General features: G+C 44.5%; 10 protein-coding genes, 1 rRNA gene and 1 other annotated feature. All 11 genes read left to right on the plus strand.

Annotated elements, in window-relative coordinates; all coding sequences use genetic code 11:
- Positions 1-6 precede the first annotated feature (6 nt).
- The 11 genes from rrf to gltX all read left to right on the plus strand — a co-directional run bounded on the left by rrf (position 7) and on the right by gltX (position 13,124).
- A 5S ribosomal RNA gene (gene rrf, locus HWX64_RS00005) occupies positions 7-123 on the plus strand.
- Positions 124-912: 789 nt separating this feature from the next.
- Complete coding sequence (locus tag HWX64_RS00010; RefSeq protein WP_175986311.1) at positions 913-1,374, plus strand: CtsR family transcriptional regulator; 462 nt, start codon at positions 913-915, stop codon at positions 1,372-1,374.
- Positions 1,375-1,392: 18 nt separating this feature from the next.
- Positions 1,393-1,941, plus strand: a complete 549-nt coding sequence (locus HWX64_RS00015) for a UvrB/UvrC motif-containing protein (protein ID WP_175986313.1) — start codon at positions 1,393-1,395, stop codon at positions 1,939-1,941.
- Positions 1,938-3,020 (plus strand): protein arginine kinase, encoded by a 1,083-nt coding sequence (locus HWX64_RS00020; RefSeq protein WP_175986314.1) that lies wholly within the window; start codon positions 1,938-1,940, stop codon positions 3,018-3,020. The genes HWX64_RS00015 and HWX64_RS00020 overlap by 4 nt, the downstream gene beginning before the upstream one ends.
- Position 3,021: 1 nt before the next feature.
- The gene (clpC, locus tag HWX64_RS00025) at positions 3,022-5,463 is read left to right on the plus strand and encodes an ATP-dependent protease ATP-binding subunit ClpC (protein ID WP_175986316.1); all 2,442 of its coding nucleotides are present in this window, start codon (positions 3,022-3,024) and stop codon (positions 5,461-5,463) included.
- A 296-nt stretch (positions 5,464-5,759) separates the two neighbouring features.
- Positions 5,760-7,136: a DNA repair protein RadA gene (gene radA / locus HWX64_RS00030; RefSeq protein ID WP_175986317.1), complete on the plus strand. Its 1,377-nt coding sequence runs from the start codon at positions 5,760-5,762 to the stop codon at positions 7,134-7,136.
- A 155-nt stretch (positions 7,137-7,291) separates the two neighbouring features.
- A complete protein-coding gene (gene disA / locus HWX64_RS00035) occupies positions 7,292-8,362 on the plus strand; it encodes a DNA integrity scanning diadenylate cyclase DisA (RefSeq protein WP_175986319.1) in 1,071 nt (356 codons plus the stop codon).
- A gap of 215 nt (positions 8,363-8,577) precedes the next feature.
- Positions 8,578-9,669 (plus strand): PIN/TRAM domain-containing protein, encoded by a 1,092-nt coding sequence (locus HWX64_RS00040; protein ID WP_175986320.1) that lies wholly within the window; start codon positions 8,578-8,580, stop codon positions 9,667-9,669.
- A 490-nt stretch (positions 9,670-10,159) separates the two neighbouring features.
- A complete protein-coding gene (gene ispD / locus HWX64_RS00045; protein ID WP_175986322.1) occupies positions 10,160-10,855 on the plus strand; it encodes a 2-C-methyl-D-erythritol 4-phosphate cytidylyltransferase in 696 nt (231 codons plus the stop codon).
- 1 nt (position 10,856) lies between these two features.
- Complete coding sequence (ispF, locus tag HWX64_RS00050; protein WP_175986324.1) at positions 10,857-11,339, plus strand: 2-C-methyl-D-erythritol 2,4-cyclodiphosphate synthase; 483 nt, start codon at positions 10,857-10,859, stop codon at positions 11,337-11,339.
- Positions 11,340-11,666: 327 nt separating this feature from the next.
- Complete coding sequence (gene gltX / locus HWX64_RS00055) at positions 11,667-13,124, plus strand: glutamate--tRNA ligase (RefSeq protein WP_175986326.1); 1,458 nt, start codon at positions 11,667-11,669, stop codon at positions 13,122-13,124.
- Positions 13,125-13,170: 46 nt separating this feature from the next.
- Positions 13,171-13,387, plus strand: a binding site (T-box leader).
- The last annotated feature ends 70 nt before the right edge of the window (positions 13,388-13,457 follow it).

Here is a 13,457-nt window from a genome sequence, read left to right on the forward strand (position 1 = left end):
TATTCGTCTGGTGATTATGGCGAAGAGGTCACACCCGTTCCCATGCCGAACACGGAAGTTAAGCTCTTCAGCGCCGATGGTAGTTGGGGGCTCTCCCCCTGTGAGAGTAGGACGTCGCCAGGCAAATGTAAAAAGCAGCTCTTTATGGGCTGTTTTTTTGTTTGAGTGAAGGAGAATGTAGCTGTTTTAAAGTTGTGATTGGATTTGAAAAATAATATATGGAAATTGAAAAATAAACTCCGGTTCACCCCTGAACATCCCCTGAACGATTCCCCAATTGTGTATGCTTATCTTTTTAATTAAAAACAATCAACTTTTTCCCTTTTTAGCCCTTTAATTTGTCTATTATCATTAAAAACCCTTCTCCTTATTGAAAAAGCGGGGGATGTTCCCCTAAAAATAAGACCGCTTTAACAAAAACACAAGAAAATGAACACGCAAATGAAGGCGTCCCCTGATTTATTATCGAAAATCGACTTTTTATTATCGAAATCAACGAATGTTTTATCGAAAATCCGGATCTTATTATCGAAATTGAAAATGCTTTTATCAATCATATGGAAATATCGTTGAATTTTGGTCCTTATGATCAGTTGATAAACTATATTAGTGAACACCAAAGAACCCCTTCATTTCACCTAAAGAAATAGTCACAGCTCTTTTTTTCATAACCTTTTCAATACTTCCTCTTAAACCACCGAAGTGACATTAACTTTCCCAGCCCAATCAACATACAATAGCTTAGACTCAAAGGAAGGATCTAAAACAGACTCTAATAAACTCCTTTTCATACGTTTAAAAGTTTTCCAAAACAGGAAAACTTCTAAGGGTAAGTTCTTAATTGCAAAGTTCAATGCCCGATTGTATAATTATAGTCAAATATAGTCAAAGTCAAAATGAGGAGGAGGTTTGATGAGGAACATTTCCGACATCATTGAGAGTTATTTGAAGAATGTTTTGGAACTGAGTGAGAGTGAAATAGTAGAGATAAAAAGAAGCGAAATCGCAGATAAGTTTCAATGTGTTCCTTCTCAAATTAATTATGTGATCAATACCCGTTTCACGATTGAAAGAGGGTATGTGGTTGAAAGTAAGCGTGGCGGCGGGGGTTATATCCGGATTATGAGGGTGAAAGCCCATGACCAGGTCCATCTTATAGATCAGCTTGTATCGCTGGTGACGAAAGCGATCAGTCAAAGTACAGCTGCAGATATTATTTTCAGATTAGTGGAAGAAGATATTATCTCTGAACGGGAAGCCAAGATCATGCTGAGCGTCATGGATCGTTCGGTGATCATGGTTGATCTGCCCGAACGGGATGTGCTTCGGGGAAGAATGTTAAAGGCTATGCTGGATAGCTTGAAGTATGAGTAAGGTTGAGAGGTGAGTTGGATGATTTGTCAAGAGTGTAATGAGAGACCTGCCACTCTTCATTTCACGAAGGTAGTGAATGGGGAGAAAACAGAAGTGCATTTGTGTGAACATTGCGCCCAGGATAAGGGAGATAAATTTATGTTTGATTCTTCACCTGGATTTTCTGTAAATAATTTATTGGCAGGTCTTCTTAATATATCTCCTGCATTCAAGCAGGCGAAAACTTCAGAAGTTCCTCAGCAAGAGGTTTTGCAATGTGAAAAATGCAAGATGACTTTTCAGCAGTTCATCAATGTGGGACGTTTTGGATGTTCTCATTGCTATGAGACGTTTAAGTCACAACTGGATCCGATATTAAAACGAGTGCACAGCGGCAATGTCGAGCATCATGGAAAAGTGCCTGAACGAATGGGCGGAGCGATCCACCTAAAGAAAAGAATTCTTCAATTGAGGACAGATTTGCAGAACTCGATCGAAAATGAAGAGTTTGAGCATGCAGCCCAAATCAGAGATGAGATCCGTTCCCTGGAGAAAGAGGTTAAGAAAGAGGGGGGAGATGCTGGATGAGTCTTGAGAAATTTTTGAGTAATGCTGTCAGCTCCTGGATGAATGAGGAAGGGCCGAACTCGGATATCGTACTTAGCTCCCGGGTGCGGCTGGCCCGTAATTTTACCGATTTCAGATACTCCACTCTTTATTCTGCGGAAGAAGCAAAAGAAATCGTCGAAAGGGTAAGGGATAAGGTGCCTCTATATCCAAAAGATTTAGGTGAATTGGAATTTCTGGCTACGAATGAGATTCAACCTCTTCAAAAAAGGGTATTGATGGAGAAACACCTGATCAGTCCTAATTTAGCTGAGAATGAGAATGATGGTGCAGTGCTTTTATCACATGAAGAAGATGTCAGCATCATGATAAACGAAGAAGATCATATTCGAATACAGTGCTTATACCCGGGTCTTCAGCTGAAGGAAGCGTTGAACCGGGCCAATGAAATTGATGATTGGTTTGAGAGTGAATTTAATTATGCGTTTGATGAGAAACATGGATACTTAACGACATGCCCCACCAATGTTGGAACTGGACTAAGGGCATCTGTCATGATGCACCTTCCCGGTCTTGTGCTGACACAACAGCTGAACCGTATCATACCCGCAATCAATCAGCTTGGTCTGGTGGTAAGGGGGATTTACGGAGAAGGCAGTGAAGCGCTGGGAAATATTTTTCAAATATCGAATCAGATCACTTTAGGTAAATCTGAAGAGGATATTGTGGAAGATTTATTGAGCGTCGTAAAGCAGATCATCGAAAAAGAAGAGTCTGCCAGGCAAGCATTAGTCAAGACATCAAACATACAATTAGAAGACAGAGTGTTCCGCTCGCTGGGAGTACTTGAACACAGCCGCATCATCGAGTCCAAGGAAGCAGCTAAATGTTTATCGGACGTAAGGCTTGGAATCGATTTAGGATACATCAAAAACATATCCAAGAATATATTGAATGAACTAATGATTTTGACTCAGCCCGGGTTTCTGCAGCAATACTCGGGAGGACCGCTTAAACCGAATGAAAGAGATGTAAGAAGGTCTTCTTTGATACGAGAGCGAATTAAACTAGATAAAGACGCATGTGAGGAGGAAGAATAATATGATGTTTGGTCGATTTACAGAAAGAGCACAGAAGGTATTGGCATTGGCCCAGGAAGAAGCAATCCGCTTAGCGCACAGTAATATTGGCACTGAACATATTTTATTGGGACTTGTCCGTGAAGGTGAAGGTATTGCGGCCAAGGCATTGACTGCACTCGGACTCAGCCCGGAAAAGATCCAGAAGGAAGTAGAAGGGCTGATCGGTAAGGGTACAGAGAAATCCCAAACCATTCATTATACACCGAGAGCGAAGAAGGTCATCGAACTGTCGATGGATGAAGCTCGTAAGCTCGGACACTCATATGTGGGCACTGAACATATTTTACTTGGTTTGATCCGTGAAGGTGAAGGCGTGGCTGCAAGAGTACTTGGAAACCTCGGTGTCAGCTTGAATAAAGCAAGACAACAGGTTCTTCAGCTGCTTGGCAGCAACGATTCCAACAATCATCAAGGCGGCGGCAATGCAAACGCAAATACCCCTACACTTGACAGCCTTGCCCGTGATTTAACGGCGATTGCACGTGAAGGAAGCCTGGATCCTGTAATCGGAAGAAGTAAAGAAATTCAACGCGTCATCGAAGTGTTAAGCCGACGTACGAAAAATAACCCGGTGCTGATCGGGGAGCCTGGTGTAGGTAAAACCGCCATTGCCGAAGGACTTGCACAGCAGATCATTGCCAATGAAGTACCGGAAATCCTTCGTGACAAACGTGTTATGACGCTTGATATGGGTACAGTTGTTGCCGGAACGAAATACCGCGGTGAGTTTGAAGACCGTCTTAAGAAAGTGATGGATGAAATCCGTCAGGCAGGAAACATCATTCTGTTTATCGACGAGCTTCATACCTTGATCGGTGCAGGCGGGGCAGAAGGGGCGATTGACGCTTCCAATATCCTAAAACCATCCCTTGCACGCGGTGAACTTCAATGTATCGGTGCGACTACGCTTGATGAGTATCGAAAATATATCGAAAAAGATGCCGCGCTTGAGCGCCGCTTCCAGCCTATTCAAGTGAATGAGCCGACTGCTGAAGAATCCATTCAGATTTTAAAAGGACTGCGTGATCGTTATGAAGCGCATCACCGTGTTTCGATCACGGATGAGGCAATCGATGCCGCGGTTAAATTATCCGACCGTTATATTTCAGACCGGTTCCTGCCGGATAAAGCAATTGATTTAATTGATGAGGCAGGTTCGAAAGTAAGACTGCGTTCATATACGACTCCTCCGAATTTGAAAGAGCTGGAATCAAGACTGGAGGAGATTCGCAAAGAGAAAGATGCAGCTGTTCAGAGTCAGGAATTTGAAAAGGCCGCATCTCTGCGTGATACAGAACAGAAGCTGCGCGAAGAGTTAGAAGAAACGAAAAACACTTGGAAAGAAAAGCAGGGTCAGGAAAATACAGAAGTAACCGTCGAAGATATTGCGACAGTCGTATCGAACTGGACGGGAGTGCCTGTGTCGAAACTTGCACAAACAGAAACAGACCGCCTGTTGAAACTGGAAGAAATCCTTCATTCCCGTGTAATCGGTCAGTCTGAAGCGGTAGTGGCTGTATCGAAGGCAGTCCGTCGTGCCCGTGCAGGATTGAAAGATCCTAAGCGTCCGATTGGTTCCTTCATTTTCTTAGGTCCGACTGGGGTAGGGAAGACAGAGCTTGCCCGTGCATTAGCTGAATCGATGTTTGGCGATGAGGAAGCAATGATCCGGATAGATATGTCTGAGTACATGGAAAAACACTCCACTTCACGGCTTGTCGGGTCGCCTCCAGGATATGTAGGATATGATGAAGGCGGACAGCTGACAGAAAAAGTACGACGGAAGCCATATTCCGTCATTCTGCTGGATGAGATCGAAAAGGCTCACCCTGACGTCTTCAATATCCTGCTGCAAGTTCTGGAAGACGGGCGTCTGACAGACTCTAAAGGAAGAACGGTAGACTTCAGGAATACCGTCCTCATCATGACGTCGAATGTCGGTGCACAATCACTTAAGAGCAATAAGTATGTCGGGTTCAACATCCAGGATGGAAAACAGGATTACAAGGATATGAAAGGAAAGGTCATGGAAGAGCTTAAGAGAGCATTCCGTCCAGAGTTCCTGAATCGTATCGACGAGATCATCGTTTTCCACTCATTAGAGAAAGATCATTTAAAAGAAATTGTCACGCTTATGTCTGATCAGCTTACGAAACGCTTGAAGGAGCAGGATATCCATATCGAACTTTCATCTGCCGCGAAAGAAAAGATTGCTGATGAAGGATTCGATCCGGAATACGGAGCACGTCCGCTGCGCCGCGCGATTCAAAAGCACGTTGAAGATAAACTGTCAGAAGAGCTGTTAAGAGGGAAAGTCCTGACAGGCCAAAGCATTGTAATCGATGTAGAGGATAAAGAATTTGTAGTGAAGGTAAAAGAAGAAGCTAATTCTACTACCTGATCATCTATTGAAAAGAGGTACACGTATTTGTATGACGTGTACCTCTTTTTTAATCACTGGTATAAGAAGAGTATTGGGCATTTTTAAACGGCTCCGGCGGTTGATTGGAGTGCAGGACGAAGACTACAGCGGGAAAATCCACAACGGTAATTTTAGATAGAGTAACAGAAAGCATCTATACATAACCGCGAAGGGCTTTTCATTGAAAGCCTTACACAAAATCGTTACAATCAATCCATTAGTATTGGTATGAATCAACAATAGACAAAATAGAGTAGAAGAGGAGAAGAATTGATTTGGCAAAGAAAAAAACGAAATTTGTATGTTCCTCGTGTGGATACGAGTCGGCTAAATGGATGGGGAAATGTCCAGGGTGCGGTGAATGGAACACTATGGTTGAAGAGGTTGCAATCACTGGCAAGCAGCCAAGGGCTGCGTTTATGCACAGTGAGAAAACCGGACCTTCCAAGGCGGAGAAACTTTCATCCATCGAAACCCGGCAGGAACCCCGGGTTTTAACCGATTCCAGGGAATTGAACCGGGTCCTTGGCGGCGGGGTTGTTCCCGGCTCACTGGTTTTAATAGGGGGAGATCCGGGTATAGGGAAGTCTACTTTACTTCTTCAGGTTTCCTCGCAGCTTGCCCGGCAAAATCAGAAAGTCCTATATATATCCGGGGAAGAATCGATAAAGCAGACTAAATTACGATCAGATCGTTTAAATATTAAAGGCGATGAATTATATATCTACGCAGAAACCAACTTAGAGTCCATACATCAAACGATTGAGCATCTGTCTCCGGACTTCGTGATCATTGACTCGATACAGACGATTTATCACCCTGAAGTCACGTCTGCCCCGGGCAGTGTTTCGCAGGTGCGTGAATGTACTGCAGAGCTAATGAGAATCGGAAAAACGAAAGGCATTGCCATCTTCATTGTAGGGCATGTTACTAAAGAAGGTTCGATAGCAGGACCGAGACTGCTAGAACATATGGTGGATACCGTTTTATATTTTGAAGGAGAGCGCCATCATTCTTATCGTATTTTAAGGGCAGTGAAAAACCGGTTTGGTTCCACGAATGAAATGGGAATATTTGAAATGAAGGAGTTTGGACTGGAAGAGGTGGCCAACCCGTCAGAAATTTTCCTTGAGGAGCGCTCTGAAGGGGCAACGGGCTCCACCGTTGTGGCTTCGATGGAGGGGACTCGGCCGGTACTCGTAGAGATACAGGCTCTGGTCACGCCGACAAGCTTTAATAATCCGCGCCGTATGGCGACCGGGATAGATCACAGCCGGGTTTCTCTGATTATGGCTGTATTGGAGAAACGGGTAGGAATGCTTTTGCAGCAGCAGGACGCCTATCTAAAAGTGGCCGGGGGAGTAAAACTTGATGAACCAGCGATTGATTTGGCTGTGGCCGCGAGCATTGCCTCCAGTTTTCGTGATAAAGCTTCCAACCCCCATGATTGTATTATTGGGGAAGTCGGACTGACAGGAGAAATCAGGAGGGTTTCGAGAATTGAACAGCGGGTTCAGGAAGCAGCCAAATTAGGGTTCAAACGTGTAATCGTCCCTCAAAATAACTTGAGCGGATGGCATCCTCCGTCTGATATTAATGTAGTGGGAGTAGCCACGATAAACGAAGCACTGGCGCTGATTTTAAATTCATAGAGTGCATTGTAATGTGAGAAATGTCCAGCTACAGCGCCTGGCCCCTCGAGACGTTTCAACCCGCCGCTGAAGTCAAAGAACGACTTCACCAGTCGGTCCTGAAGCGTTTGTCGGGGCTGGACAAGGCGCTTGCGCTTTTCTTAGGAGGATAAGATATGGAAGAGAAAAAAACGGATAAGTCGATATCGGATATTTTACAATTTGTCGCTCCCGGTGCTCCGATCAGAGAAGGGATAGATAATGTGCTCAGGGCAAAAACGGGAGGGTTGATCGTAGTCGGATACAATGACAAAGTGAGATCCGTCGTAGATGGCGGTTTTCATATCAATTGCTCCTTTTCCCCGAGCTACCTATATGAACTTGCGAAGATGGACGGGGCCATTATCTTAAATGAAGCAGGTACAAAGATTCTTTATGCCAATGCTCAATTGGCTCCGGATGTTTACGTTCCTTCTACTGAAACCGGGATGAGGCACCGGACAGCAGAAAGGGTTGCAAGGCAAACAAATGCCCTCGTCATTGCAATCTCACAAAGGCGAAATGTCATCACCCTTTATCAGGGCAACTTCCGTTATGCGCTCAAGGATATATCGGTTATTTTAACAAAGGCGAATCAAGCCATTCAGACATTGGAGAAGTACAAGGTCGTACTTGATCAGAGTATTTCTAATCTGTCAGTCCTTGAATTTGAGGAGCTTGTGACTCACAGCGACCTTCTTCAGGTTCTTCATCGTTTTGAGATGGTTCTACGGATCAAAAATGAACTTTTGACGTATCTGAGTGAGCTGGGAACTGAAGGAAGATTGATCCGCTTGCAAATGAATGAACTGCTGGCAGACATTGAAGAAGAAGCGATGCTCATCATCCGTGATTATGCACAGGACCGGGACATCAAGCCGTTTGAAGTGCTATACAAGTTCCAGGAGCTTGTCCATTCAGAGGTACTCGATGATAATGTCCTGCTAAAACTTCTGGGCTACTATGGATATGTCCATCATGATGATGCTATTTTCCCTCGTGGATACCGGGTGTTGAATAAGATACCGCGTCTGCCGGTGGTCATCATTGAAAACCTGATCACTGAATTTGAATCATTGCCGAAGGTGTGCAGCGCTTCCGTTGCTGAATTGGATGAAGTCGAAGGAATCGGTGAAGTGAGGGCAAGAAAAATCAAAGAGGGCCTGAAGCTCATCAAAGAACAGACGTTTGCAGACCGTCAGTTATAAAGGCTAGTCAAAAAGACCCTGTTATGGTACAATGGAATCTTTTTCAAAAAATTGACAGTTGAAGCCGGACATGTTAGCCTTTTTTTAAAGACCATTAGTATGATAGGCCTTACTGTATTAAAAATATTTCTTTTGGGTTAAATTCATGAAGTTTTCCGATTTGAAACGTTTTAAAAATAGTAAATTGTTTATAATGAGTAGGAGGAGGTGAGGGAATGTTAAAAAATATCGTTAAAGCGTGCTTCCTTATAGTAGGCGGGACACTGGGGATCTTTCTGCTTCCCGAATTGTTAACCGTACTAAATTTATCTGACATTCCTTTGATTAATAACCCTTATATGACTGCCATATTTGGTGCCATTATCTTTTATATTCTTACGTTTTGGGCAGTCGAGTACGTGGTCAATTTCGTTAAGTGGTTTGAAGATAGTCTCGTGAAGGCGCCCGTCACAGATTTATTATTTGGCAGTTTAGGTTTGATTATTGGTCTCTTTGTTGCCTATTTATTTGGTATTCCTTTTAACCAGATGGAAATCCCGATCGTCAATACGGTTGTTCCCATTCTATTAACATTGATTCTTGGTTATTTAGGATTTCAGGTTGGTTTTAAGAAGAGAGATGAATTGATTAACCTTTTCCCGGCTGCAGGTAAGGGGAAGAAAAAGGGTGCAGATGATGAGCTTGAGGAAAACGGCGTAAAAACGCTGAAGATCTTAGATACAAGTGTGATCATTGACGGCCGTATCGCTGATATATGTCAGACTGGATTCCTTGAAGGGATTGTGGTCATTCCCCAATTCGTTTTAGAGGAGCTTCAGCATATTGCTGATTCATCGGATGTATTAAAACGAAACCGCGGACGAAGAGGTCTTGATATCTTGAATCGGATTCAAAAAGAGCTGCCAGTCGAGGTCCAGATTTACGAAGGAGACTTCGAAGAAATCCAGGAAGTCGATTCAAAGCTTGTAAAACTGGCAAAACTCACAAATGGGATTGTCGTGACGAACGACTTCAACCTGAATAAAGTCTGTGACCTGCAAAGTGTACAAGTTTTAAACATCAATGACCTGGCAAACGCAGTCAAGCCGGTGGTTCTCCCTGGTGAAGAATTAAAGGTGCAAGTGATCAAAGATGGTAAAGAACATAACCAAGGCATTGCGTACTTAGACGATGGAACGATGATCGTAGTCGAAGAAGGCCGGAACTATATCGGCAAATACATCGACGTCCTCGTAACAAGCGTCCTGCAAACATCCGCAGGCCGAATGATCTTCGCCAAACCAAAACAACTGGAAAAAGCACTTTAAACTACCATAACTAAGTCAGTCTGAAAGGTTTTCAATCTTTTAGGCTGGCTTATTTTATAACCTTTAGTGGCGGTGTGGGTTGCTGTGTGAAAAAATATTGCATTTTGAATATCGGACGGGATATCCATGCGTATCCAGCGGTTGATAAAATGGAGGACTTTACTTTTTGCGGGCGGCCGAGTAAATCTTAGGTAGTTTGCCAATTGGGTGGTTTAGATGCTCTATCCATTTGTTAACCCAGAGTGGATTGGAGCGGAAGGCACTTGACTCCGACGGGATTTAGAGGAAACGTCGAGACCCCACAGGAGCGCACGCGACGAGGAGGCTCGACTTCCTCCCCGCGGAAAGCAAGTGCCTGCAGCGGAAAGGAACGGTCTTTTTTCGCATGTATTTCGATTTGGATGTACATAACCATAACTTTGCCCTGACTCCACCAATACTGTAAGCTATAATAAAGATTGACAAACGAAAGAGCTAAAGGAGTTAAGGTATGGAGTATCAAGTCGTCATCCCTGCTGCCGGACAAGGAAAAAGAATGAAAGCAGGTAAAAATAAATTGCTGCTTGAGCTGAACAGCTGCCCTGTCATCATCCACACACTGCGTGTGTTCGATCATGACCCTTCTTGCAAAGGCATCTATTTAGCCATCCACCCGGGCGACCGGGAAGCACTCCAAGAATTGATCCAGCGCTTCAACATCCAAAAGGTTGTTAATCTGGTCGAAGGTGGAGAAGAAAGACAGCACTCTGTATATAATGCATTGCTTGAGATAGATCACGAAATCGTTCTTGTGCATGATGGAGCAAGACCATTTATTAAACCGGCAACCATTCACCATCTGGTGGAAGAGGCGGAAGCATCGGGAGCGGCGATTGCGGCAGTCCCCGTGAAAGATACGATCAAGAAGGCAAGGGATGGAGCGGTCGAAGAAACGATTGAACGCTCTAGCTTGTGGATGGTACAGACCCCACAGGCTTTTCGTGTTTCATTATTGAAGCGTGCACATACAGACGCCGCAGAGAGTGGTTTCCTGGGTACAGACGATGCATCCCTGGTAGAAAGGCTGAACATCAGTGTTTCAGTCGTTGAGAGTGACTACGATAATATTAAACTGACGACACCCGAAGATTTATACTTTGCAGAAGCAATCGTAAAGAAGCAAGAGGAAATGAGTGGAGGGAACTAACATGTTTAGAATAGGACAAGGTTTTGATGTACATCAATTAACAGAAGGCAGACCATTGATCATGGGCGGAATCACCATTCCATATGAAAAAGGGTTAATGGGACACTCTGATGCTGACGTACTGCTCCATGCGGTTGCGGACGGCTGCCTTGGCGCGATTGCAGCAGGGGATATCGGAAAGCACTTCCCCGACACAGACCCTGAATTCAAGGATGCGGATTCCGCCAAGCTTCTCAAGCATGTCTGGATGCTGGTAAAAGACAAAGGCTATGAGCTTGGAAACATCGATTGCACCATCATTGCCCAAAAGCCGAAAATGGCCCCATACATCGATGAAATGAGAGCGCGGATCGCAGAACTCCTCGAAGCCGACATCTCTCAGGTCAACGTCAAAGCCACAACCTCAGAAAAACTCGGCTTCACCGGCCGGGGAGAAGGGATCGCCGCCCAGACAACGGTACTAATCCAAAAGAAAGGCGTTTAACTCAGGTGGTAATGTAATGCTTTTTTAGATGTACCGTTTTTTTATAGAAGGTTTAGAAAAGGGATTAATGATTCCACCACTAAGTTGATTGGAGCGGAAGGCACTCGACTCCTGCGGGATGCGTGGGACAGGTGAGACCCCGCAGGAGCGAAGCGACGAGGAGGCTCACCGCCCACCCCGCGGAAAGCGAGTGCCTTACGTGGAAATCAACGGACTCATTAAGAAGTCCCCAAAAGAATTAACCACACAAAATCCGCTTTATTCCCTCTCACAACGGTGTTAAAATAAGCAGAGGATTCAAGCACGTATCTTAAGGAGGAAACAATCATGACAAACGAAGTTCGTGTACGTTATGCCCCAAGTCCAACGGGACATTTACATATCGGTAACGCAAGAACAGCCCTATTCAACTATCTATTTGCAAGAAGCGTAAACGGTAAATTCATCATCCGTATTGAAGATACAGATAAAAAGAGAAACATTGAAGGCGGCGAAGAAAGCCAGCTGAAATACCTTCAATGGCTTGGCGTCGATTGGGACGAGAGTGTGGATAAGCCGGGAGAATACGGACCTTATCGCCAATCTGAACGTAACCATATCTATGAGCAGTATTTGAACGAGCTGTTAGAAAGCGGACAGGCCTATAAGTGCTATTGCACCGAAGAAGAGCTTGAAGCGGAGCGTGAGGCTCAGACGGCTGCCGGTCAGATGCCGCGCTATTCAGGCAAATGCCGCAATTTGACGAAGGAAGACCAAGAGCGCCTGGCTGCAGAAGGCCGCCAGCCAAGCATCCGTTTCAGAGTGCCTGCAGGCAAAGTGTATTCTTTCAATGACATCGTGAAAGAAGATGTTTCTTTCGAATCCGATGGAATCGGCGATTTCGTTATTGCGAAGAAGGACGGAACACCTACGTATAACTTTGCGGTAGCGGTCGATGATTACTTGATGAAGATCTCCCACGTCCTGCGCGGGGAAGATCATATCTCGAATACGCCGAAGCAGTTGATGATCTTTGAAGCACTTGGATGGGAAGCACCTGTATACGGTCATATGACACTGATCGTCAATGAAAGCCGTAAGAAGCTGAGCAAGCGTGATGAAAGCATCATTCAATTCATCGAGCAATACGAAGCCCTTGGTTATCTGCCTGAAGCATTATTCAACTTCATTGCGTTATTAGGCTGGTCTCCTAAAGGAGAAGAAGAGCTGTTCTCAAGAGAAGAATTCATCGAAATCTTTGATCCTGAACGATTATCCACTTCTTCTGCTCTTTTCGATAACCAGAAGCTGACGTGGATGAACAATCAATACATGAAGAATCTTGAGCTCGACCAAGTAGTGGACCTTTCGCTTCCTCATCTGGTCAAGGCCGGCAAACTGGAAGAACCGATGACAGATGAAAAGCGTGAATGGGCAAAAGACGTCATTTCCCTTTATCAGGAACAAATGAGCTTTGGAGCAGAAATCGTAGAACTCTCTGAAATGTTCTTCAAGACGGACCTTGACTATGATGCTGATGCAAAAGCGGTATTGGATGAAGAGCAGGTGCCGGAAGTACTTCAGGCGTTCCTGGAAGAGATCGATGCGCTTGAAAACTACGAAGCGGCTGAAATCAAAAAATCAATCAAAGCTGTTCAAAAGTCGACTGGCCATAAAGGGAAGAAGCTGTTCATGCCGATCCGTGCAGCGGTTACCGGACAGACACATGGACCTGAATTGCCGAATGCGATCGAGCTTTTAGGGAAAGATAAAGTAAAGCACCGTCTTCAGAGTCTTTTAGGTTAACATTTTCGAATAAATGTAATATAGTAAGAGTACCAATTCATTCATATTGATCGCGTTGATGAGGAGAAGTAAGAAAAGGACGCTTATTAGAGAGAACCATCACCGGCTGAAAGTGGTTTAAGCCTCTCCATTTCTGAAATGCACCTCAGAGCCCGTTACTGAAATAAGTAGGTAATGGCGGTTTCCTGCCGTTAACAGGTCGAGGTGGAGAAGAAAGATTCTTCTCAATCAGAGTGGAACCGCGCTGCCTATGCGTCTCTGTCATGATGATGACAGGGGCGTTTTTTATTTTCCATGAAAGTATAACTTGAATTTAATGGCCAGCTTCAGCGC

The sequence above is a fragment of the Bacillus sp. Marseille-Q1617 genome (genome assembly GCF_903645295.1).
GTDB lineage: Bacteria > Bacillota > Bacilli > Bacillales > Bacillaceae_B > Rossellomorea.

Excerpts from the sequence above, each read along its gene's own strand:
- ispF (WP_175986324.1), top strand. The coding sequence starts at position 10,857 with ATGTTTAGAATAGGACAAGGTTTTGATGTACATCAATTAACAGAAGGC.
- ispD (WP_175986322.1), top strand. The coding sequence starts at position 10,160 with ATGGAGTATCAAGTCGTCATCCCTGCTGCCGGACAAGGAAAAAGAATG.
- disA (WP_175986319.1), top strand. The coding sequence starts at position 7,292 with ATGGAAGAGAAAAAAACGGATAAGTCGATATCGGATATTTTACAATTT.
- HWX64_RS00015 (WP_175986313.1), top strand. The coding sequence starts at position 1,393 with ATGATTTGTCAAGAGTGTAATGAGAGACCTGCCACTCTTCATTTCACG.
- clpC (WP_175986316.1), top strand. The coding sequence starts at position 3,022 with ATGATGTTTGGTCGATTTACAGAAAGAGCACAGAAGGTATTGGCATTG.
- HWX64_RS00040 (WP_175986320.1), top strand. The coding sequence starts at position 8,578 with ATGTTAAAAAATATCGTTAAAGCGTGCTTCCTTATAGTAGGCGGGACA.
- HWX64_RS00020 (WP_175986314.1), top strand. The coding sequence starts at position 1,938 with ATGAGTCTTGAGAAATTTTTGAGTAATGCTGTCAGCTCCTGGATGAAT.
- gltX (WP_175986326.1), top strand. The coding sequence starts at position 11,667 with ATGACAAACGAAGTTCGTGTACGTTATGCCCCAAGTCCAACGGGACAT.
- HWX64_RS00010 (WP_175986311.1), top strand. The coding sequence starts at position 913 with ATGAGGAACATTTCCGACATCATTGAGAGTTATTTGAAGAATGTTTTG.